Source organism: Micromonospora sp. DSM 45708 (assembly GCF_039566955.1).
GTDB lineage: Bacteria > Actinomycetota > Actinomycetes > Mycobacteriales > Micromonosporaceae > Micromonospora.
The window spans coordinates 1865690-1887661 of record NZ_CP154796.1 but is presented as its reverse complement, the minus strand read 5'-3'; the positions used below and the strand labels follow the sequence as shown (position 1 = coordinate 1887661).

15 protein-coding genes and 2 pseudogenes are annotated in these 21972 nt (G+C 70.2%); 11 read left to right on the top strand and 6 right to left on the bottom strand.

Annotated elements, in window-relative coordinates; translation table 11 throughout:
• Window positions 1–352: 352 nt before the first annotated feature.
• The 5 genes and pseudogenes from VKK44_RS08810 to VKK44_RS08790 form a co-directional block, all read right to left on the bottom strand.
• A pseudogene (locus tag VKK44_RS08810) lies at window positions 353–1510 on the bottom strand (IS3 family transposase).
• Between the two features lie 205 nt (window positions 1511–1715).
• Window positions 1716–2711, bottom strand: coding sequence for a hypothetical protein (locus tag VKK44_RS08805; RefSeq protein WP_343446350.1), 996 nt, complete (start codon window positions 2709–2711; stop codon window positions 1716–1718).
• 299 nt (window positions 2712–3010) lie between these two features.
• The gene (locus tag VKK44_RS08800) at window positions 3011–3256 is read right to left on the bottom strand and encodes a helix-turn-helix domain-containing protein (protein ID WP_343447722.1); all 246 of its coding nucleotides are present in this window, start codon (window positions 3254–3256) and stop codon (window positions 3011–3013) included.
• A 605-nt stretch (window positions 3257–3861) separates the two neighbouring features.
• On the bottom strand, window positions 3862–5049 hold the full coding sequence (locus VKK44_RS08795) for a GNAT family N-acetyltransferase (protein WP_343446349.1): 1188 nt from the start codon (window positions 5047–5049) through the stop codon (window positions 3862–3864).
• A 99-nt stretch (window positions 5050–5148) separates the two neighbouring features.
• A complete protein-coding gene (locus tag VKK44_RS08790) occupies window positions 5149–6375 on the bottom strand; it encodes an MFS transporter (protein ID WP_343446348.1) in 1227 nt (408 codons plus the stop codon).
• 455 nt (window positions 6376–6830) lie between these two features.
• Between VKK44_RS08790 and VKK44_RS08785 the strand changes: the two genes are divergently transcribed.
• From VKK44_RS08785 to VKK44_RS08745, 10 genes and pseudogenes are all read left to right on the top strand, one after another.
• Complete coding sequence (locus tag VKK44_RS08785) at window positions 6831–8219, top strand: SidA/IucD/PvdA family monooxygenase (RefSeq protein ID WP_343446347.1); 1389 nt, start codon at window positions 6831–6833, stop codon at window positions 8217–8219.
• A complete protein-coding gene (locus VKK44_RS08780; protein WP_343446346.1) occupies window positions 8216–8587 on the top strand; it encodes a cupin domain-containing protein in 372 nt (123 codons plus the stop codon). Before VKK44_RS08785 ends, VKK44_RS08780 begins: the two co-directional genes overlap by 4 nt.
• Complete coding sequence (locus tag VKK44_RS08775) at window positions 8584–10137, top strand: class I tRNA ligase family protein (protein WP_343446345.1); 1554 nt, start codon at window positions 8584–8586, stop codon at window positions 10135–10137. The genes VKK44_RS08780 and VKK44_RS08775 overlap by 4 nt, the downstream gene beginning before the upstream one ends.
• On the top strand, window positions 10134–11276 hold the full coding sequence (locus VKK44_RS08770) for an FAD-dependent oxidoreductase (RefSeq protein ID WP_343446344.1): 1143 nt from the start codon (window positions 10134–10136) through the stop codon (window positions 11274–11276). The genes VKK44_RS08775 and VKK44_RS08770 overlap by 4 nt, the downstream gene beginning before the upstream one ends.
• Entirely contained in the window at window positions 11273–12574 is a 1302-nt protein-coding gene (locus VKK44_RS08765) for an ATP-grasp domain-containing protein (RefSeq protein WP_343446343.1), read from the top strand. Before VKK44_RS08770 ends, VKK44_RS08765 begins: the two co-directional genes overlap by 4 nt.
• Window positions 12571–12906 carry a hypothetical protein gene (locus VKK44_RS08760; RefSeq protein WP_343446342.1) on the top strand — a complete coding sequence of 112 codons (336 nt, stop codon included), beginning with the start codon at window positions 12571–12573 and terminating at the stop codon, window positions 12904–12906. Before VKK44_RS08765 ends, VKK44_RS08760 begins: the two co-directional genes overlap by 4 nt.
• Window positions 12903–14258 (top strand): FAD-binding oxidoreductase, encoded by a 1356-nt coding sequence (locus VKK44_RS08755; protein WP_343446341.1) that lies wholly within the window; start codon window positions 12903–12905, stop codon window positions 14256–14258. Before VKK44_RS08760 ends, VKK44_RS08755 begins: the two co-directional genes overlap by 4 nt.
• Before the next feature lie 608 nt (window positions 14259–14866).
• Window positions 14867–16261: an NB-ARC domain-containing protein gene (locus VKK44_RS08750; RefSeq protein ID WP_343446340.1), complete on the top strand. Its 1395-nt coding sequence runs from the start codon at window positions 14867–14869 to the stop codon at window positions 16259–16261.
• Window positions 16262–16284: 23 nt separating this feature from the next.
• Window positions 16285–16398 (top strand): annotated as a pseudogene (locus VKK44_RS30960) (IS5/IS1182 family transposase); the annotation flags it as partial.
• A 672-nt stretch (window positions 16399–17070) separates the two neighbouring features.
• Window positions 17071–18870, top strand: a complete 1800-nt coding sequence (locus tag VKK44_RS08745) for an AfsR/SARP family transcriptional regulator (protein WP_343446339.1) — start codon at window positions 17071–17073, stop codon at window positions 18868–18870.
• Here VKK44_RS08745 and VKK44_RS08740 read toward each other — a convergent pair.
• Window positions 18848–19864 (bottom strand): endonuclease/exonuclease/phosphatase family protein, encoded by a 1017-nt coding sequence (locus tag VKK44_RS08740; RefSeq protein ID WP_343446338.1) that lies wholly within the window; start codon window positions 19862–19864, stop codon window positions 18848–18850. The genes VKK44_RS08745 and VKK44_RS08740 overlap by 23 nt on opposite strands.
• Window positions 19865–20102: 238 nt before the next feature.
• Between VKK44_RS08740 and VKK44_RS08735 the strand changes: the two genes are divergently transcribed.
• Window positions 20103–21941, top strand: coding sequence for a glycosyltransferase (locus VKK44_RS08735; protein ID WP_343446337.1), 1839 nt, complete (start codon window positions 20103–20105; stop codon window positions 21939–21941).
• The last annotated feature ends 31 nt before the right edge of the window (window positions 21942–21972 follow it).

Here is a 21972-nt window from a genome sequence, read left to right as displayed (position 1 = left end):
GGCGAACGCGGACGAGGCATCGATGATCCTTCCGTAGAAGTTTTCTTCACCGGAACGACTCCTACATACACGATCTCCAATCTCTGCCCACCATGTCAAGGGTGAGCTTGTCGAGACCTGCGTCGGTGCAGCTCAAGCGGCATGGTGCATTCGTTGAGGTGCCACCGATGCCGTTGCAGCCTTGGGATGCCGAGCCTAGATACGGATCTTGTCTGAGCCGGCGCGCGGTGAGGCAACCGGGTTAACAGGTCATGCCTTCGCGGTGCCGTGGTGCAGACGGTGGTCGTCGTTTGCCCACGAGGTCTCACTGCCCTACGCCGGGGTCTGCTGCACCAATAGGCGACAGTTTCAGTCACGCGGCCTGACTGGCCGGTCGGGTCGTGATGGTTTCGTACTCGACCGGGGTCAGCCGGGACAGGGACCGTTGGCGTCGGCGGCGGTGGTAGGCCCGCTCGATCCAGGTCACACTCGCGGTCCTCAACTGCTGCCGGGTCGTCCAGGTCCGGCGGTCAAGGACGTTGTTCTGCAGCAGGCCGAAGAACGATTCCATGGCGGCGCTGTCGCCGGCGGCGCCGACTCTGCCCATCGACCCGGTCACGTGGTGCTGGTTGAGGGCACGGACGAACTTCCGGCTTCGAAATTGCGACCCGCGGTCGGTGTGCAGCACGTAGCCGACCACGTCACCGCGGCGGGCTGCGGCGTTGGGCAAGGCGTCGACTTCATCTGGAGTCGACGGCTTAGCCGGCGATCCGGTTGGACCACACGCCCTTGATCGCACACAGGTACAGCTTGCCCTCACCGGTGCGGTGTTCAGTGATGTTGGCCAGCCACAACCGACTCGGGCCGTCCGTAGTGAAGAAGTCGCGGCACACCAGAACGTCGTGCACCCGGCAGACCGACCTTGCCGCCCTTGCCCCGACGCTCATCCTTGCTGAACGTGCTCCACTAGCCCTTGCCGGAGCAGATTTTCCAGGCGGTGCGCTCGACCATCGGCTGGCCGGCAGCGCGGGCCTCATCGGCCAGGCTCCGTAGCCGAACTCCGGGTCGTCGCGATGGGCGTCGAACAACGCGTCCGCCCGACACGCCGCAGCCAGTTCGGCGTCGGTGACACTGCGGGCAAGCCACCGGTAGTAGGGCTGACCAGCGATGTTCAACACCCGGCACGTCACCGCCACGGGGATGCCGTCGGCGGCCAGCTCGCTCACGAGCGGGCAGAGCCGTTTCCCGGCAGATGCGCCTGCGACAAGTAGGCAGCGGCCCGGTGCGGGACTTCGTTCTCCTGCCTCAGCAGCTTGATCCTCTTACGGGCCTCGCGCAGCTCGGCCGAGTCGCTGCCGCTGACGCCCGGTCTGGTTCCGGCGTCAACGTCAGCCTGGCGCAGCCACTTGAACAACGTCATCGGGTGGACTCCGAAGTCCTTCGCGATCTGCTCGACGGTAACGCCCGGGTCACGGTCCCGGGCCACCCGCAGGTGTTCGGCGAGGTTGAGGGTGATCGGTTGCCACCGCACGGTGGCACCTTTCTCAGTCAGGCGGACGAGTCCGTTGGTGGTGTCCAGGTCGACCAGGCGCAGAGCCAGGGCACCGCCGCATCGGCAGGCGAATTCGGTGTACAGGCGCAGGAGCAGCGCGTCGAGGATGACATCGATGCCGTTGATCCGGACCTCGGCATTGATATTTTTCCACTCATGCGCGGTCAGCGCCCGGCACGGCGGGTCAGCAGAACGGGGTCCCGAGTTCGAAGTGGCCCGGGTTCCGCACATCGTCGATTGCTCCCGAGGCGCCGCTCCGCGCCAGGATCTTCTGGTAGCTGGCGTGTCCCTGAGAGATCAGCGCTCCATCGGCGTCCAACGTGCTGCGGTCGACACACCTCATCGGACTGACCGAAAACGGATGACCGCCGTCGTCTATGACGATGTGCCTGGCCTCGTCCCCGATGTGGTAGTCGATCTGGATCTCGAAGGACACCGCCGATCGGGTGGTCATCGACCGGATGACCACGATGTCCTGGGCGGCGTCTCTGATCGTGAGGGTCTTCTTCAGGAAGTAGGGCTCGCCCGGCTTGTAGTCTCCGTTGTCGTCGTCGAGCGCGATCCGTGCCTGCGGTTCGACGTCGTCAAAGTTGAACACCATCTCGGCGGTGTTGCCGCCTTCCTGCGGGGGGACCAGCAGCAGCGTGCCGTCGTACGGCTTCTGGTGGTGGATGTTGACGGGCTTGATGCTGTCCACTCGAATTGGCTGGTTGCGGCGGCCTTCGACGGCCAGCCGCAACGTCTGCTTCGGAACCTCGGCGCCGCCGACCGCCCGCAGTTCGCCGGCGAGCCGGTCCAGGGTGTACCCGTCGACCTCCGGAACGGTGTACGACGACTTCGCCAGGAAGCTCCTCTGCGCGGGGGTCAGGGCGACTCCTTCGGGCAGTGCGATGATCCAGCCGTCATTCTCATGGGTGATGGTGTAGCGGACATCGTCCTTCGCCCGCGTGACCTCACGGATCCGGTCCTTGGCGGCCGGGCCGTCGACAACCTCGCGCACCACCCACACCAGGAGCGTGCCGAGGACGCCGGTGACCACCACCGTTGCCACGCCGGCGACCCAGGCGGCCGGCTTGCTGAGGCGCCGCCACCACCGCACGGAAGGCTGCTTTTCCGGTTGCCTGTTCGGCGGGACCGCCTTCGTCGTACGCGTCGTTGCCTTGCGCCTCTTCCGCGACATCCTGGCTCTCCTCGGAACCCGCATCCCGCCCCACGCCGGGGCGCACCCAACTGCCGGGCAACATCCCGACAGCGCAGAGTACAGAGGCGATCACACCGATCGAAGCAGGGCGGCTCTTGTCTGCTATGAGCGTTTCGCGCGGCAGTCGTTCAGCGGCGAGCCGCTCCTGCTTCGCGGCCGGCACCGAGCTGTGCCCGCCACCGCTCCCGGCGACGGCCGGGCCAGCCGCAACTCCCGGGCGGCGGCGCTGACGCTGCCACGCTCGCGGATCGCCCGCAATACCCCCAGGTCCGACCAGGTTACCGAGTCGGGAGCTGCCGGCGCTGTCGGTACGCCGCCCGCGACGGCCCGCGCCCGGCGTACGGTGGCGCGCCAGAAACCGTCGGCCCGCTCCGCGGCGTCGACGAAGATCCGGCCCCGTCGGTCGGTACGCAGCGGCGCGGGGTGCGCAGGAGCAGCGGTGTGCCGAGGTGTCGTTCCAGCCGACTGATCCGCCGTGACAGCGCGGGCCGGGTCCGGCCGAGGGCGTCGGCCGCCGCCGTCACCGAATAGTGCCGCACCACGGCCCGTAACGTACGCAGATCCTGCCAGCCGATGCACCAGAGGCAACAACTTCGGTGTCTTGTCAGCGATGCGGACGCGGTCCGGGCCGGCGGTGGGCACGGTGCCGAGGCTGCCCCGCCGGCAATGACGCGGGTTGTCCCCGGGCACGAGCAGCGGCGGACCCCGGGGCCGCTTGAGGCCGTCCGTCGAGCGGGCACCTCGCCAACCGGGTGCGTCGCCGCGTCGCCACACGCGTTCGCCGATCGGATGCGCACCCAGCGAGGCTGGGACGTCTCCACCTCCTCCGGGTGGAGCGGCAGCGGCGACCGCTTCACGATGCGGGTACGCCGCCGGCCCGGCACCAAGTCGGCTACGGCGGCCGATCAGTCACAAGCACCCGGACGAGGTTGCTCTCTGCCAGACTGGTGTGAATCAGCCGCAGGTACGCCAGTTCGGGCGCGACTGGCGCGGCGAGCATCGACGGAAGCCGGTCCTCTGCCGCGGTCGACGCCGCGACGGCCGGCCCCACGGCCCTCGTCCCCAGCCGACGGTGGGCCACCGTCGGGCCCGCTCTCCCTACCGACAGCCGTGCGGGCGAGGCGGTGCGTCAGCCCTTACCGAAGGCGTGCGGCGTGCGGCGAGGCAGCAGTGCGCGTAGCTCGGCCGCCACGTCGTCGGAGATGTCACCCAGGCCGCGCGCGACGACGTCGGCCGGGTCCAGCACACCGTAGGCCAGTCCGGACAGTCCAGCGGCGGTGAGTGTGGCCGTCTCCCCGGCCTGTCCAGCGACGGTGACGTCGATCGTCCCGCGGGTTCCGTCGAGCAGATACCGCCCGGCGAGGAGCTCGTCCTCGACGATCTCTATCTGGGTCCGTCCGGAGCCACAGGGCACGTCGCGGAGCGCTTCCATCGACAGGAGCCGTCCCATGAGGGGCGGTGACGTGGGGAAGGCCGCCCTCGCCTCGGTCCGGACGGCAAGGGAGCCCGCCCAGGTCTCGGGGTGCTCGTCCGGCGCGACGGTGACCACGATCTGGGCGACCTGGTGGGCGTGCTGGGCGAGGAACTGGAGCAACAACGCCCGCCCGTGCCCACTGGTGTACAGCAACTCGTCACCGTGCAGCCGGCCGCCGTAGCCGTCGATGCGGTAGGTGAGCACACCGGCCACCTCCCCGTCGACCGAGGCGACGGCGAGCCAACGGTCGGCGGGGGCGAGGACGCGGACAGCTCGGTAGTCGGGGGTGAACATGAAACCGTGCCGTTGCGCCAGCAGGCGTCGCTGGAAGGTGCGGTAGACCTCGAAGCCATCCTGTATTCCCTGCCAGGACACGTCGCCGGGGAGGTCGACGCCCAGCAGCGGCGCCAACCCCTCGGGCTCGAACGTCGCCGTACGGTTGAGTGGCAGCCCGACGTAGCCCAGTTGTTCGTAGAACGACGGATGGAAGGGATAGAGCGTGGCCAGCAGGTGTCCCGTGTCGAGCATGTCGCGGTGAAGCTGGTGCATCAGTCGACGACAGTGGCCCTGTCGGCGGGCCGCGGGATGGGTGGCCACCCAGGCGATGCCCGCCATGCGCATGACGGTGCCGCGCAGGTTCTGGTGCGTCGGGATGGCCGCCGCCGTGGCGAGCGTCCGGCCACCGTCCTCGGCGATCAGCGTGTGGTTGCCCTCGTGAAAGGGGAGAATGCTCGCCAGGTCCTCCGCCGCGTCCGGGGACGGCGATCCGTCGAAGGCGTACGGATAGAGGGTGAAGGCGGTGCGCAGGCGTTCGTTGCCGGAGACCTGGCGGATGTCGCTCATCGGGATCAACCTTTCATGCACGGCATGCTCGATCGGGACAATCCGGCCCGTCCTCGGACGGGCCCGTCATCTGGCGTGCGACGTCGCGCGGCGGTCGCACTACGGTGTCTGGCGCGGCGGTTTCATCCCGAGCAGGGCACACCATGCCGCCACCAGGCCGAGTCCGCCGCACAGCCACCAGACCCCGTTGCCCAGCCCCACCCACGCCGCGACCCCGATCAGCGGACCGGTGGCCATACCCAGGCCGAAAGTCGCCTGGTGCGCGCTGATGTAGCGGGCGTTCACCGGTGCGGGAAACGTGGCGGGGTAGGCGAACATGATGGGCCCGTTGATCATGGTGCCGAACACGAACACGACGGTGCACGCGACGAGCGCCACGGCTGAGCCGCCGCTGACTCCGAAACTGGCCGCACCGACTGCCATGAGCACGGTGCCCGCCGTCGCCGCGACGTGACCAGGCCAACGTGTGACATAGGCGGTGATCTTCAGTTCGCAGAGGATGAGCACGATCGACGCGGTGACCAGTACGCCGCTGTACAGACCGGTGGAGTGCCCCTCGGAGCTGATCTTGAGCGGGAGGACGACGTTGAACTGGACGTAGATGACCGCACCGATCATCGTCGAGGCGAGGAAGAACCAGAAGCGCCTGTCGCGCAACAGGATCCCGTACACAATGCGGGTACCGGACCCCCGCTGGACGACTGCGCCGGGTGCCCCTCGTCCGGTCCGTAGATCGGGCAGCAGCCAGCGGGCGAGGATCGCGTAGACCAGAGCGGTGGCAGCGTCGAACCACAGCAACAGGTTCCAGTCCAGCAGGATCAGCCCGGCGGCGATCAGCGGGCTCAGCGCGGCGCCGATATTCAGTGCGATGCGCATCATCGAAAAGCCCATGACGCGCATGTCGTCCGGCATCAGGTCGCTCAACAGCACGGCCGCGGCGGGACGGTAGCTCTGGGTCGCGAGCCCGGCCAACAGCAGGGCGATCATCAGCACGCCGAACGTCGAAGGTCGGCTGAGCAGAGGCAGGACGGCGAGGATCGCGGCGGAACCGAGCATCGCGACGGTGATGGTGCCGCGCGGGCCGATGCGGTGGATCAGCTCGCCGCCGACGAGCACGCCCACCACCGAACCGACGCTGTAGGCGGCGATCGCGGTGCCGGCCTGTCCGGCGGATAACCCGCGGAAGACCAGGTAGAGCACCATGAACGTCTGGACGAACGCGCCTAGCTGGTTGACCAGCACGCCCCCGAGCAGATAACGCACCGGTGTCGGAGTCCGACGTAGGACGGTGAGCACACCGGCGGGTCTGTCGATGGTGGCGGTCACGGCGATGTCTCCAGGTGGCTCGTCGTCAGGTGGCGCGCGGGCACGGCATCGAAGGTCGTCTTTCCTGCCCTGGCTGCCATTGCAGCGCGCCGAAGAGTTGGTCGGAAGTTTTGACCACACAGAAGAACCAATCCACCACCTCCCGTGGGAATAGCTGCCAGCGGAATTGGCAGCGGCAGCGGATGGCAGCGGATGACAGCCGCTGGTCGACGGTCGGATCCTGCCGCGGTCCGGCCGGAGTCGCGAAAGGACTGCTCGTGCGTCACACATCCGGGCCTCTTTCATTCGGCCGACAAAGGGCGCATCCGCCGCACCCATAAACTCATTGACCGCGCGGTCACAGTCACTTGATTGTCTTTCACTCCCAATGCTTTCTATCAATGCGTGCCTCGGCTTGAGTGAATGCACGACAGCCGGAAAACGCTGTTGTCGACGGTGCGCCGCACCCCTGTGGCGTGCCGTCGCGGCACATCACACCCGTCCCGAAAGGAATACACGTGTCTGTCCACGACGTGGATGTTCTGATGATCGGCGCAGGTCCGTCGAACCTCGCGCTGGCTGTGGCTCTCGAGGAGTGCGACTCACCCGAGGTCGCCGACAGGGCCATGGTCCTTGAGCAGTACGGGGATGTGAAGTGGCAGCGGAATCTGCTTCTGCCCTGGACCCGCAGCCAGGTGTCGTACCTCAAGGATCTGGTGACCCTGCGGAACCCGCGCAGCCGCTTCTCGTTCCTGAACTTCCTGCACGAGAACGGGGAACTTGACGAGTTCGTCAACCTCGGCACGTTCAACCCGTTCCGGTGGCAGCTGTCGGCCTACCAGCAGTGGGTGGCCGACACGTTGGAGCACGTCCGGGTGCGGTACCAGGTCCGCGCCGAGCGGATCCAGCCGATCCGGGCCGACGACGCCGCGGTACTCGGCTTTGTGGTGCACCTGTCCGACGGCGATACGGTCGTCTGCCGCGACCTGGTCTTCGGTGGCGGCCGGGACGCCTTCGTGCCCGAGGTGTTCCGCGCCCTGCCCACCGAGCGGGTCATCCACAGCACCGAGTACGGCAGCCGGGTCGGCGCCGCCACGAGCCTGGCCCGCCCGGGCGGGCCACTGCGGCCGGTCGTCATCGGTGGTGCTCAGAGCGCGGCCGAGATGTTCATGGCGCTGCACCAGGACGCCCCCGGCTCGTCGCCCATGATGCTGCTGCGCTCGATCGCCCTCAAGAACTACCAGACCAGCAAGTTCGTCAACGAGCTGTTCTACCCGTCCTTCGTGGACACCTTTTTCGGCATGTCCGACCAGGTCCGCCACAAGGTGCTTGACGAGATGCACCTGACGAACTACGCGGGCCTGGCCCCGCCGTTTCTCGACGAGCTGTACTCGATGATCTACCAGCAGAGGATGCTCGGCCAGCCCGTCTCCAGCGTCCGCGGGCTCACCGAGGTCGTCGGGGCAACGGTCGAGCCCGTGCCCGGAGGTGGTGAGGAGGTGGTGCTCGAGGTTCGCGACCTCCGTTACGACAGCGTGGAGCAGGTCCGCTGCGACGCGCTTTTCCTGGGCACCGGTTTCGACTCACGGATGCCTGCGATGGTGCGCCAACTGACCGACACCATCGGCCTGCCCAAGGTCACCGTCAACCGGCACTACCGCGTCGATCTGGGCGCGGATGCCAGGGGCGCCCTGTACGTCCAGGGCGTCAACGAAGCCACGCACGGCATCTCCGACTCGCTCATCAGCGTGCTCGCGCAACGCTCGGCCGACATCGTCGGCGACATCGTCGACCGCCGTGTCGCCGACCGGGGCACCGGCGTCGACCAGGTATCGGCCGACCGGGCGCTGGCGGTGCGGGCATGATCGACATTCGCCGCCTCGACCGTGATCGTCTGGAACACGCCTACGGCCTCGCCGGCCAGCGCCTGCTGCCCTGGCCGGCGCTCAACGCGCCGTTCGAGGGTGCCTGGTGCGTCCTGCGTGCCGGGACGGAGTCGACTCCGCACTCCCACCACGAATACGAGATCTTCATCGCCGTCTCCGGCACCGCCGCGGTGGTCGTCGACGAGGCGCGGCATCCGTTCGCCGCGGGCGACATCGTCCGGTTGCCGCCGGGGTCCACCCACCGGGTGGTCAACGACGGCCCCGACGACTTCGAGTACTACGGACTCTGGTGGGACCACGAGATGTCGGCGACGTTCCTGGCCCGGCACGAAGCGGATCGACGATGAGCACCCGGACGGTGATCATCTCGCCGGCACCGACGGCGAACGGGGATCTGCACCTCGGGCACATCGCGGGCCCGTTCCTGGCTGCCGACGTGCACACCCGCTACGCGCGGGCCCAGGGGCGGGAGGTGCTCCTGGGCACCGGCTTCCAGGACACCTCGACGTTCGTGGCGACGACCGCCCACCGCCGCGGCGTCCACCCGGACGAGCTGGTGGCCACCTCGGCCGCGCAGATCGAGTCGACCCTGCGGACGATGGGAATCGGTGTCGACAGCTACACCGGCGACAACGACCGATTCACCGGGTGGGTCGTCGACTTCATCGGCCGGCTGCGCGCGGCAGGCCGGCTGGAGCTGAGGACGATGCCGTTCCCGTACTCCGAGCGGACCGGGCAGTTCCTGGTGGACGGCTTCGTGTCCGGCAACTGCCCGGAGTGCCTGGCCGAGGGGTGCGCCGGGCTGTGCGAGAGCTGCGGGCACCTGGTGCCGCCGGGCGAGCTGCTCAACGTCCGGTCCACCCTGGACCCGGACGAGCCGGTACCGCTGCGGAACGCCCGGGTGCTCGTACTTCCGGTCGAGCGCTATCGCGACCGGCTCCGCACGCACTTCGAAAGGCACGCCGACGGCATGCGGCCGCACATGGTGCAGGCGATGGTGCGGTTGCTGTCTCGACCACTGCCTGACTTCCCGGTGACCTATCCGGTGCCGTGGGGCATCCAGGTGCCGTTTCCGGAGGTCGCGGGGCAGGTGGTCAACCCCAACGCCGAAGCGATGGCGTGGAGCATGCACTGCTCGGCGCTGGCGGCGGAGAGCCGGGGGCACCCCCCGGCCGGCGAGGACGGGCTGTGGCTGGCCGGCAGCGAATCGGAGATCGTCTACTTCCTCGGATTCGACAACATCTACCCGTTCGCGATCACCGGTCCGGCGATGCTGCTGGCCTGCGACCGCCGTTACGAGCTGCCCACCCGCTACCTGACCAACGAGTTCTACGAGCTGGACCACCAGAAGTTCTCCACCAGCCGCGGACATGTGGTGCGGGGCCGGGACCTGGCTGCCGAGGTGCCACGCGACCTGATCCGGTTCTACCTGGCCGCGACCAGCCCGGAACACCAGCGGACCAGCTTCAGCCGGGACGCGCTCTCGAGAGTCACCGAGTCCCGGCTGACCGGGCCGTGGAGCCGGATCGCTGAGCGGGTGAACCGCTGGGTCGGACGCGGCCCACTGCCGGTGTCGGCGCGCTCGCGCCACGCCGCAGCTCGCATGTCCGACCGGTTCGCGGCGTCCTACGAGCTGGCCGGGTTCAGCCTCAACCGCGCGGCGGAGGCGATCAGCGACCACCTGAGCAGGCTGGACCGCTGGCCGGCAGCAGACGACGACGCCGGAGACTTCTGCTTCGAGGTCGGCTGGCTGCTCCGGGCGGCCGCGCCGATCCTGGTCGATCTGGCGGCCCAGGCCCTGGATGGCGAGGCGAACGCCAGCACGAATCCCGCCGAGGTCACCTCCGTCGTTCCGGTGCCGCTGCCGCAGCTGGCCGCGGCGAGGGGCGGGCGATGACCGAGGCCACCTGCCGGGCGGACCGGAACCGGGCGCGGGTCGTGGTGGTCGGTGCCGGCGTCACCGGGCTGCTCTGCGCGATCCGGTGCGTACTGGCCGGGCACCGCGTGGTGCTGCTGGAGCACGGCCCGATCCCGCATCCGGAGTCGACGTCCTTCGACCAGCACCGTGTCCTGCGCGCCCTTGCCACCGGCGACGTGGCCGGCACCGAACGGGCGGCACGACTGCACCGCCGCTGGCGTGAGCTGGACTCCCTGATCAGCGGCGGTCTGTCGGGCGCCCGCCTCTATCGGCGCGTCGGGGTGCTGACGGCGCTCCCTCCCGACGGGGTGGCTTCGGCCGTCGCCACGGCCGAAGCCACCGGGCTGCCGATCCGGGTGACCGATCCGGCGGACCGTCCGCACATCGGCTTTCCGGCCGGCGCCGCGGTCGTGTTCGAGCCGCACGCGGGCGTCCTGCTCGCCGACCGCATCCTGCGGGCAGCGGTCCGGTGGTTGCGGCGTCACCGGCTGGCGGACCTGCGGCCCGGCCGGGAGGTCGTCGGCGTAGGACCGGACACCGGCCGGGTGCTGCTGGCCGACGGCTCGGTCGAGTCCGGTGACGCGGTGCTCGTCACGGCCGGGCCCTGGTCGGCGGCCCTGATCGACCTGCCGGTGACGCTGCACCGGCAGACCATGGTCTATCTGCGGCCACCGGCTGAGCTGGTCCACAGCTGGGCGGCGGCACCCGCTGCGGGCGGGATCGGCACCGACGGCCGAGCATGGCTGCTGCCCCCGGTGGCGGGCACCCTGCTCAAGATCAGCACCGATGCCGTCCGGCGTGGGGTGACCACGCTGTCCGATCCGGGCGACGGAGCGGGCTGGGCCGCCCGGGTGCTCTCGGCCGGCATCGTGGCCGACGTTCACCGGTACGACGTCGTACGCGTGCGGCACTGCCACTACGCCACCGCGGCCGACGCGGACACCGGCTTCGTCCGGATCGGGCTCCGGGCCTGGGCCCGCCCGGCCAGCGGCGGCGACGGATTCCGCACCGCTCCTCAGGCCGTCGACGCGGTCGTCGACGAGCTTCCGGGGTCGAGCCGCCGGTGCCGCGGCGTCGACCCCATGACACCCACCGCACCCTGGAGGACACTCTCATGACCGCACCCGCACCCGGCGCGCTGCTCGTTGTCGGCAGCGGCCTCAGGCTCTACCGCGAGTACATCGTCCGTGCTGTCGCCGAACGTGCCCGCAAGGCCGGGCTGCGACTGGTGCTGATCAACAATCTCCGGCCGACCTGGCAGCACGAGTACTTCGACGACATCGTCGTGGTCAACGTGTTCGATCACAGGTTGCTCGCCGAAACCGCCCGCGAGCTGGCCGGCAGGTACAACGTCACCGGGTTGATGTGCTGGGACGAGCCGCTGGTGATGCCCGCGGCCGAACTGGCCGCCGAGTTCGGCGTGCCCGGCCTGGGCATACCAGGAGTGCACGGTTGCCGGGACAAGTACAGCTGCCGTACCCGGTTGACCGCGGCCGGCGCACCGCAACCCGGGTTCGCGCTGACCGCCGATCTCGACCAGGCCCGCACGGCCGCCGCCCGGATCGGGTACCCGGTGATCGTCAAGCCGCGTGCGCTCGGCGCCAGCATGGGGGTCTCGCTCGCTTCCGACGAGCGGGAACTCGAGTTCGCGTACCGGGTCGCGCACGAGGCCAGCCTGATCGGCGACAAGCCCTACCAAGGTGGAGCGATCGTCGAGGGCTTCGTCGACGGTCCGGAGATCAGCGTCGACGGCGCCGTGCACAAAGGCGAGTACCTGCCGATGTTCGTCGCCAGGAAGACCACCGGCCTGCCACCGTTCTTCGAGGAGACGGGGCACGTCGTGGACTCCGCCGACCCGCTGCGGTCCGACGACACGCTGCGGGACGCGCTGGTCGCGGCGCATCAGATTCTGGGCATCGAGAACGGCATCACGCACACCGAGGTTCGGCTGACCCCGGACGGCCCGGTGATCATCGAGGTCAACGGCCGCCTCGGCGGTGACCTGATCCCGTATCTGGGTCAGACCGCCACCGGCATCGAACCGGGCAGCGTGCTGTTCGACGTCGCCACCGGCCAGCGGCCCGACCTCACCCATGCCCGCGCCGGCGTCGCCGGCATCCGGTTCGGCTACCCCGACCACGACTGCGTCGTACACTCGGTCGCCGTACCCGAGCAGGCGCCCGGCCTGGTTCTCGCGTCCCGCATGGTCGAGCCGGGCACCACACTGCGGCTGCCACCGGGCGGCTACATCGCCCGCCACTCGTTCGTCGTCTGCTCCGCCCCGGACCCGGAAACCTGCGCCCGACAGCTCGACGACGCGGTGGCACTGGTCGAACTGGATGCCGAACCGGTCGCTCCCCCGCCGCCGGGCACCACCCTGACGATGCCCGCCGGGCTGCTGGACGTGGACGCGTGAGCATCGACTACGACGGCCGTCGGTTTCGCGCGCTGGGCGGCGGCGACGGCACCTGTGCCGTGTACCACCAGCGCGGGAACCTGGTCTGGGCGGTATTCGAGGGTGGACGAGTTCGGCGCGGCACGATCACCGGCACCTGCGACGAGCGCGGCGTGCTCAGCCTGGCCTACACCATGGTGCTGGCCAGCGGCGAGGTGATCGCCGGGCACAGCACCAACACGCCGCAGTGGCTCGGCGACACCCTGGTGCTGCGTGAGGTCTGGCAGCGCTACGGCGAGCACACCGCCGCCGGCGTGTCGTACCTCGAGGAGATCCCGGGAGCGGCGCGATGACCGGATGGCGGATGCTGCGCGGCCTCGTCGACGGCGAGCTCCGGCTCCCCGGCGACCCCGGCTTCCCGGAAGCATGCTCGCCGGCGAATCGGCGGTTCGCCGGCATCCGACCGGCCGCCGTCCTCACGGTCGCCCACGCCGGGGATGTCAGCCGAGCCATCGACTGGGCCCGCGCCGAGTCGGTGCCGCTGGTCGCCCGCGGCGGCGGTCACAGCTACGCCGGCTATTCCGTGTCCTCCGGGCTGGTGCTGGACCTGCGGAAGCTCGCGGGTATCCGGTTCGACCCGGACAACGGACAGGCCGTGGTGGCGGGCGGCACCCCGATGAAGGCCATCTACGCGGCCCTGCGGCCGTACGACGTCACGTTCCCGCTGGGCAACTCCGACACGGTGGGCATCGGGGGCCTGACCCTCGGCGGGGGTGTCACCACGATCTCTCGCGCGCACGGCCTCACCTGCGACGCGCTGGTCTCGACCGACGTGGTACTGGCTGACGGGACCAGGGTCACCGCCTCGGCGCGGGAACATCCGGACCTGTTCTGGGCGTGCCGGGGTGGCGGAGGCGGCAACTTCGGTGTCAACACGAGCTTCACCTTCCAGGTCCGCCCCGCTCCGGCCGGGTCGACCTGCCTGGTGCTGTGGTCGTGGTCGTACGCGGTCGAGGTGCTCGCCACGATGCAGGAGATCATGCGGACGGCGCCGGACGGCTTCTCCGCGCGCATCGGCATCGCCCGCTCGTCCGGCGGCGCGGGTGTCGTGTCCGTGGTGGGCCACCACCTCGGCCCGGCGGCGGAGCTACGCGAGTTGCTGGCGCCCGCCCACGCCGTCGCCCGGCCCCACCGGGCCGAGGTCGAGGACCGGGACTTCTGGGCCGCCGCCACCTACCTGCACCACAGCAGCGCCGGCGGCGCCTTCGCGGTACGGAACCGCTGCGTGCCGCACCCGATCGACGACGCCGGGCTGGTCGCACTGGTACGGGCCGTGGACACGTGGCCCGGCAGCGGGAACGCGGACGGGGCCGGGGCCGCGCTGTTCGCGTGGGGCGGGGCGATCAGCCGCGTACCGGTGGCGGACACGGCGTTCCCGCATCGCGACACGCGGTTCCTGCTCAGCCTCGACACCTCATGGGCCGAAACCGACTCGCCGGAGGTCGTTCGCGCCAACCTGGAATGGCTGCATGCCCTCTACGCCGAGTCGGGCCGGTTCGCCCCTGACGCGTCCTACGTCAACTTCACCGACCCCGACCTCGAAGACTGGCAGCGGGCCTACTACGGGCCGAATGCCGATCGGCTCGTGCAGGTCAAACGCCGGTACGACCCGGACCGTTTCTTCGCCTTCCCACAGGCGGTGTGACCGCGTTCCGGCGAAGTTCGACGCTCCTCAGCGATCCCGCTCGCGAGCGAGCGATCCCGCTCGCGAGCGGCGGCTGGGCGATCCCGATCCCTGCGGCCGGTGGGCGGGAGTATCGCCGGCCCGGTGGTGAGCCGACCACCGCCCGCACGGTGCACCCCGTCCGAGCCCGGCCACCGGGGCGGGGCTCGGACGGGTGCACGACCGGCGAGTTCGCCCGCGATCGGACCGCGACGAGCGCTCGAACGACGAATCCCGGCGCCGTTTCACCAATGCGCGGAACATCCCGCCGAACCCGGGCGGAGCGACCATCGACAGGTCGGCTGGTGATGGACGTCGAAATCAGCCAGCGAAAAGCAATCCACCCCACCCGGCCGATACTGCCGCGAAGAGGCGAAAGCCCACATTGAGCGAATGGTAGAACCAATCACCTCACCTCATGAACATGCGTACGCGGCGTCCGCATGAATTCGGGCATGAGACGTGGCTGAGGATCACCTGTCGCGGATCGGGCAGCGGAGACACCGACTCAACAGTTCGGCGAGCATCAAGGCTTGGTTCCCGCAAGGAGAGCCGATTGCGCCGTGTTGAACAACGTGTGGGGAGAAATCATGGGCAGACCCGAGAAGCCGGTCAATAAAGCCAGAGAACGCGTCGCCCAGTTTGCCGACGAATTGCGGCAGCTGCGTGCGCTGGCGGGGAATCCGACATATCGCCAGATGGCGGAATGCGCGCTGTTCTCGCCGTCTGTGCTCTCCAGCGCCGCGAGCGGCAACCGGATGCCGTCCCTGCCGGTGACGCTCGCATTCGTCGCCGCCTGCGGTGGCGACGAGGACATCTGGCGGCAGCGCTGGCTCGCCGCCACGGGCGGGGAGGTACGGCTCTCCACGCGGGTACGGCCGGCGGGCCGGCGCGCCGGCGGGCTCCCGTACCCGATGCAGCTGCCACAGCGACCACGCGGATTCATCGGCCGGGAGGCGGAACTGGAGTGGTTGCGGATCCCCGGCGACACCCCGATCGTGATCAGCGGTCCGGCCGGGGTCGGCAAATCGGGCCTGGCTCTGCACCACGCCCACACGCAAGCAGCCGAGGCGACCGACGGGCAGCTGTATGCCGACCTCGGCGCGCACCAGGCCCGCAGCGTGTCCAGCCCCTACGACATCCTGGACGGGTTCCTCCGGGCACTCGGGGTGTCAGGCGACCAACTGTCCGGCACCCTCGACCACCGCGTGGGCCTGTACCGCACGTTGGCGGCCGAACGCCGCCTGTTGATACTCCTCGACAACGTGTGGGACGAGCAGCAGGTGCGCCCGCTGCTGGTGGACAGTGACACGAGCACGATAATGCTGGTCAGCCGCAAACGGCTGCTGGGACTGCGCGACGTTCGCCGGCTACAGATCAGACCACTGGCGCGCACCGACTCCCTCGCCATGATCGAATCGGCCCTGCCCCTCACCGTCACGGCCGAGCCCGACGACCTCGACCGTCTCGCCGCGGCCTGTGGCGACCTGCCGCTGGCCCTGGACATCGCGCTCCGGAGGATCGCCCTGCGTCCACACACGGTCCTTCGGCAGGTGGTGGACGGTTGGCACCGTGGTGGAGACGTTCTGAGCTGGCTCCGCATCGGCGACCTGTCGATGCGGGAGTACCTTCGGTCGGCCTATCTGGCGCTGAGCCAGCCGGCCCAGATACTGCTGCACTGGTTGGCCCCGGTCGCCGCGGATGCGGTGAGCCCGCTGCCGCCGGAGGACGACGAGCTGGTGGACGAACTCGTTGATGCGGGCATGCTCAGCAACACGCCCAGCGGATGCGCCGAACTGCGTCTGTCGCCGCTTGTGCGTGCGTTCGTTTCCGATACCGCCAGATCGGTGGCTCGCGGCCTGCCAGCCGTCGTCGGTCCGCTCCGCGCCGGCTATACCATGCCGCCTCGTAGCGAGACATCACTGACAACTCCTAACTTAATGATGGTGGGCGTGTCTTCGGGACGTGGAGATCGCTCTGTCTGATCGTGAGGAGGGGTGAGCAGCCGCTGTGGATCCTCTCGGACGATCTCTGGGCCGAGATCGCGCCGCTGCTGCCACCCCGACCACCACGCCGGCAGCGGTTCCCGGGCCGCAAGCCCCTGGATGACCGCAAGGTGCTGTGCTCTACACCGCGAGGTCATGCATCGTGCGGCGAGCAGTTCGCGGCCGTACCACTGGTCGATCTCGCCATCAGGTGTCCGGGCGCTGACCGATTCATGCGGTCCGGGCACTCGCGTCACGGCGATGCCGTCGGCTGCGACAGCCAGCCACGGGGATGGTCGACACGAGGTCGCGGGCCGTAGTCGCGCCGCCCGGAACTTCGAACCTGTGACACACGGTCTTCGTCCCGTACTGAGATTGAGTGGACCGGAAGATGGTGGGCAACGGCAGCGAGGGAACGAACTCGTGCAGAGCGGCCGGCGGTCGAGCACGCGGGGCCGGCCGGCGACTGCCCGACGACAGAGTCCCACAACCCCAGGCCCGCCGGGCCGGACCGAGGACCCCACCGGCACTCGCTGAGCGAAACGTCGCTCCGACCCGTCGCGACGGGGGCCGGGACCGACCGCTCGGTACGGCAGGCGCGCGGCGGGCCGCGCCGACCGTGGCCGAATTCACGACCGACACCCGTTAGAACGCATGTTCTAATGTGAACGCGTCCACCAGGCGGGATGTTCACGGCCGTTTCATCGATGGGAATCCCTGTCTAGAGATTTTCTTAGTAAAGTCTCTTTCCAGTCGGGAGCGGAAGGCACTTCCCGGGTTCCGGGCGCGACACGACCGGGGGGAGTCACGTGTTCATCAACGTGCTGGGGCCGATGGAGCTGACCGTGGGGGATGCGGCGGTGCCGATCGGCGGAGTCCGACAACGCACCGTGCTCGCCACCCTGGTCATGCAGGCCAACCGGGTTGTCTCGACGGACCTGCTGGTGGACACGGTCTGGGGCGACGCGCCGCCGCCCACCGCACGAAACCAGGTGCATGCCGCGATCTCCATGGTGCGCAGGACGCTCGCCCGCCACGACCAGCGGACGATCCTGCGCACCCAGTCGCCCGGATACCTGCTCGACCTCACCGCCGATCACATCGACGCGGTGCGCTTCGCCCGCCTCGCGGCCGAGGGACGCGCCCTCGCCGTCGCGGGCCGCCACGCCCAGGCAGCCGGGCAGTTGCGCGCCGCCCTGGCCCTTTGGCGAGGCCCCGCGCTGGCCGGCCTGGCCGGCGGGGCGCTGACCGAGGCGGCGGCCCGACTCGATGAGCAGCGGCTGACCGTGCTCGCCGAACGGATCCGGCTCGACCGGCACCTCGGCCGGCACCACGAACTGGTGGGCGAGTTGCAGGAGCTGACCCGCCGCTACCCGTTGCGGGAGAACCTCCATGGTGAATTGATGCTCGCGCTGTCCCGGTCCGGGCGGCAGGCCGAGGCGCTGGAGGCGTACCGCCGGGCCCGGTCCGTCCTGGTCGAGGAACTGGGCCTGGAGCCGGGGGCGGAGCTGCGGCGGATCGAGCAGAACATCCTGCGCGTGCAGCACGCGTTGCCGCCGCGCCAGCTCCCGGCCGATCTGCCGGACTTCGCCGGTCGCGCCACCGACATCGCGCAGGGCACGCGGCTGCTCACCGCCGAGACCGACGGGGTGCCGATCCTCGCGCTGACCGGGCTTCCCGGGGCCGGCAAGACCGCGCTCGCGGTCCGGGTCGCGCACCGGGTCAGCGCCAACTTTCCCGACGGCCAGTTGTACGCGAGCCTGCGCGGCGAACAGGGTCAGGCGGTGACCGCCGAGGTCTCGGAGCACTTCCTGCGGGCGCTGGGCGTGCCGCCCGGCGCCATCCCCGACGATCCGCAGCGGCGCACCGCCGTCTACCGGTCCCGACTGGCCGGCCGCCGGATCCTGGTGCTGCTCGACGACGTGACGCAGGAGTCGCAACTCACCGACCTGTTGCCTGGATCCGCCGGCTGCGCGGTCGTCGTCACGAGCCGGGCACGGCTGGGACTCCTACCCGCCCGGCACGTGGAGGTCGGGCCGCTCACGGCCGACGAGGCGCTCGCAATGCTGAGCCGGATCATCGGCGCCGAACGGGTACGCAGCCAGCCCACCGCCGCGCACAGCCTCGTCGCCCTCTCCGGGCAGATGCCGTTGGCGGTGCGGATCATCGGCGCGCGGCTCGCCATCCACCGGCACTGGCCGTTGTCTCGGATGGTGCGCCGGCTCAGCGAGGAGGGTCGGCGTCTCGACGAGCTGGAACACGGCGGAGTAAGCATCCGGGCCGGGCTCGCGCTCAGCTACCGGCGGCTGCCGGTCATCGCCCGCCGGCTCCTGCGCCGGCTGGCCCTGGTCGAGCTGCCGGACGTGACCGTGCCGCTGTGTGCCGCATTGCTCGACGTCGGACCCGACGAGGCCGAGGAGGCGGCGGAGCGGCTGACCGAGGCGGGACTGATCGAGGCTTACCTTGCCCCGGACGGGTTGGCGCGGTATCTGCTGCACGACCTGACCCGGGTTTTCGCCGGTGAGCGGCTGAGGGCCGAGGAGGAGCCGGGCGAGCGCGACGCCGCCCTGCGACGCGCGGTCGACATCACCGTCGCGCGGCGAGGGTGACCACCTGAGCCCGGTGGTCGGACAGCCCGTCGGGGGACCGCAGGTCATAGCCGCGCACCCGCAGGGGCGCGCTGGTGAACGCCCAGTCCAGCCGCCACAGCGGCAGCCGGGCCGGCCAGGAGGCCGGATACAGCTCGTCGTTGGCGTCCCGCAGTCGCCGCGGTGCGCCGTCGAGGTCGGCCATGGCCGGACTGGTGTTGAAGTCTCCGGCCAGCACCACCGGCCGGGGGTTGGCGGAGATGTCGGCCCACAACCCGGTCAACTGCCGCCGCCGCTGCGCGTCGGCCGTCCGCGGCATACGCCAGAAGTCCGCCGACAGCGGGTCGACCAACTTGAGCTGCACCGCGATGTGGACGTTGTAGAACGACACCACCGAGCCGTCCACGTGCAGATCCGTACGCAGGGTCTTCGCCTCGCCGAAAATCGTGTCGAAGTCGGTGGTGGCATCGCCGGCCGCCGCCGGATCGGGTGCCACCGGCGGTTGGGCGACCACCGGTAGGCGGGACAGCGTCACCAGTTCGCCGCGCCGCACGACGGTGTAGTTCGGGAACTCCGCGTGCAGCCGGTCCAGATCATCGATCGGCCGCTGACCGTCGAACGGCCGCGCCAGATCCCAGCCGAGATACTCCTGCAGCAGGTAGACGTCCGCGTCCTGCTCGTGCAGGTACCGGTAGAACCGGTCCGGATCCTTGTCCTGGCTCCAGAACTCGGTGTTCCACGACAGGATCCGGACGCCCCCGTGCCCGTGCTCGGCGGCGAGCACGGGACGGAGCCCGGCGTACGGGAGCCCGAGCAGCAGGCCGAGCACGGCTAGAGCGGCGGTGGAGCGCCGCCGGGGCCGGACCGCCGCCGCCGCGACGACCAGCGTCAGCGGCACCACGACGAACAGCAGCGGCGGTAACGCGGCGGGCACCAGCCACAGCCACCAGCGACCGTTCAACGCCCAGTGCGCCAGCACGAACACCACCCAGAGCGCTGCCGCGGCCCGCCACACCCGCCACCCGCGACCCGCCCGTGTCGGTGTCGGTGTCGGTGTCGGTGCTGACGCGAACGTCTCCATGCCCACCCCCGTGCCCGTCGTGCCGGCCCGCACCCGTGCGGGCCCACCGCTCACGCCACGCCGGGCCGAGGCGCCAGCGGACCATGCGAGGCTATCGGAACGGCACCGCCGCTATCGCCGGTCGGACCCGGCCGACAGCGCCTCGACATCCGCGGTCGGTCAACTTGTCGTCATGAGCCCCACCGTCTCGGTGATCATCCCGAACCACAACTACGCCCGGACCCTGCGGAGGTGCCTGGAGTCGGTCTATGCGCAGACCCACCCCCCGGACGAGGTGATCGTGGTCGACGACCGCAGCACTGACGACTCGCGCGACATCGCCCGCGGCTTTCCGTGCCGCCTGATCGAGAACCCCGTCAACGGCGGGGTCTCGGTGTCACGCAACGCCGGTGCCGCCGCCGCCACCGGCGAGGTGCTCTTCTTCCTCGACTCCGACGAGGCGCTGGCCCCGGACGCGCTCGCCAACGCGGTCGACATCCTCGATCGGCACCCCGAGATCGGCTGCGTGCACGGCCTGATCGCCCCCGAGCCGCTGATCGACGACGGGCCGGTCGAGTGGTACCGGACGCTGCACTCGTACTGGTGGCGGCGGCGGGCCGTCGGGCTCGGGCAGACCGCGTTCTTCGCCCAGGCCGCGATCCGGCGTTCCGTCTTCGAGGCTGCCGGCCCGTTCGACGAGTCGCTGCGCGACTCCGAGGACCTGGAGTACAGCGAGCGGTTGGCGCCGATCACCCGGATCCTGCTGACCGAGCGCATCGTCGCCGCGCACGACGAGGTGTCCCGGCTGGGTCCGTTGCTCACCGAGCAGTTCCGCCGATCCCAGCTTCTGGCCCGGACCGTCTTCGGCGCGCGGCGCAAGGGCCGGGCGAGTCTCACCGCGAACCGGCCGCTGGGCATCCTCGCCGTCGCCGGGGCAATCGCGTCGACGCCGTTCGCGGTGCTCCGGCCGCCGGTCGCCGCGCTGACCGCCCTGCTGCTGGCCGTCTTCGCGCTCGCCGACCCGGGGCAGCTACGCCTTGTGGCCCGCTACAAGGGCGCGCACTTCGTGCCGTTCTTCCTCGGGGTCAGCCTGCTCGTCCACCTCGCGCTGCTGGCGGGCGCCGCGGTCGGTGTGCTGCGCACCGTGCTGCGCCGGCGATGGCTCACCCCACTGGTCGTCCTCGCCGCGCTGGCCGGGCTCGGCTTCGCGCTCCGCCGGGACGGGCCGGCTGCCCTGGCCGTTCTGGCCCGGCCGGACGCGCTGCCGCTGTGCCTGGCCGCCGTCGCGGCGAACCTGGCCGGCCTGCTGATCGGCATGTTGGCGTGGCGGGCGCTGGTGCCCATCGGTGGGCTCACGGCCGGCCGCATCTTCTTCCTCGGTCAGCTCGGCAAGTATCTGCCCGGGCGGGTGTGGGGAGTGGTCACCCACGTCGACCTGGGCCGCCGGTCGGGGGTGCCGGCCGAGCAGATGGTCACCGCGTACCTGGTCAGCATCGCCCTGACGATCTTCTCCGGCGCGCTGGTGGGGCTGCTCGCCGCGCCGGGCTGGTGGATCGCCGTACCCGTCGCCGGTCTCGCCGTCTGCCTGGTCCGACCGCAGATCCTCAACCGGGTGATCGCCCGCGTCGCCCGGCTGGCGAAGCGCTCGGTCACCCCCGTGCCGCCCGGCCGGATGCGGCTCGCGGTCAGTCTCGCCCTGCTGTCCTGGCTGGTCTCCGGCCTGCACCTGTGGGCCGTGGCGGTGCTCCTCGGCGCCGATGCCCGCTCCTCGGCGACCGTGTCGATCGGGGCGTTCGCCCTGGCGACCGTCGCCGGCAGCCTCTCGATCATCGCCCCTGACGGCTGGGGCGTTCGCGAGGTCGCCATCAGTACCGCCCTCGCCACCGTGCTGCCGTGGTCGGCCGCCGGGATGGCGGCGGTGGCCAGCCGGCTGATCTGCGTACTGGTCGAGGTCACCGTCTCGCTGCTCGTCCTCACCTTGTCCCGCACCGTCCGTTCAGGAGATCCCCATGTCCAGGCTGTACACCCTTGACGAGGCCGAAGGCCTCGACACCGGCCAGGTC

Excerpts from the sequence above, each read along its gene's own strand:
- VKK44_RS08805 (WP_343446350.1), bottom strand. The coding sequence starts at position 2,711 with ATGTCGCGGAAGAGGCGCAAGGCAACGACGCGTACGACGAAGGCGGTC.
- VKK44_RS08795 (WP_343446349.1), bottom strand. The coding sequence starts at position 5,049 with ATGAGCGACATCCGCCAGGTCTCCGGCAACGAACGCCTGCGCACCGCC.
- VKK44_RS08780 (WP_343446346.1), top strand. The coding sequence starts at position 8,216 with ATGATCGACATTCGCCGCCTCGACCGTGATCGTCTGGAACACGCCTAC.
- VKK44_RS08775 (WP_343446345.1), top strand. The coding sequence starts at position 8,584 with ATGAGCACCCGGACGGTGATCATCTCGCCGGCACCGACGGCGAACGGG.
- VKK44_RS08770 (WP_343446344.1), top strand. The coding sequence starts at position 10,134 with ATGACCGAGGCCACCTGCCGGGCGGACCGGAACCGGGCGCGGGTCGTG.
- VKK44_RS08765 (WP_343446343.1), top strand. The coding sequence starts at position 11,273 with ATGACCGCACCCGCACCCGGCGCGCTGCTCGTTGTCGGCAGCGGCCTC.
- VKK44_RS08755 (WP_343446341.1), top strand. The coding sequence starts at position 12,903 with ATGACCGGATGGCGGATGCTGCGCGGCCTCGTCGACGGCGAGCTCCGG.
- VKK44_RS08750 (WP_343446340.1), top strand. The coding sequence starts at position 14,867 with ATGGGCAGACCCGAGAAGCCGGTCAATAAAGCCAGAGAACGCGTCGCC.
- VKK44_RS08735 (WP_343446337.1), top strand. The coding sequence starts at position 20,103 with ATGAGCCCCACCGTCTCGGTGATCATCCCGAACCACAACTACGCCCGG.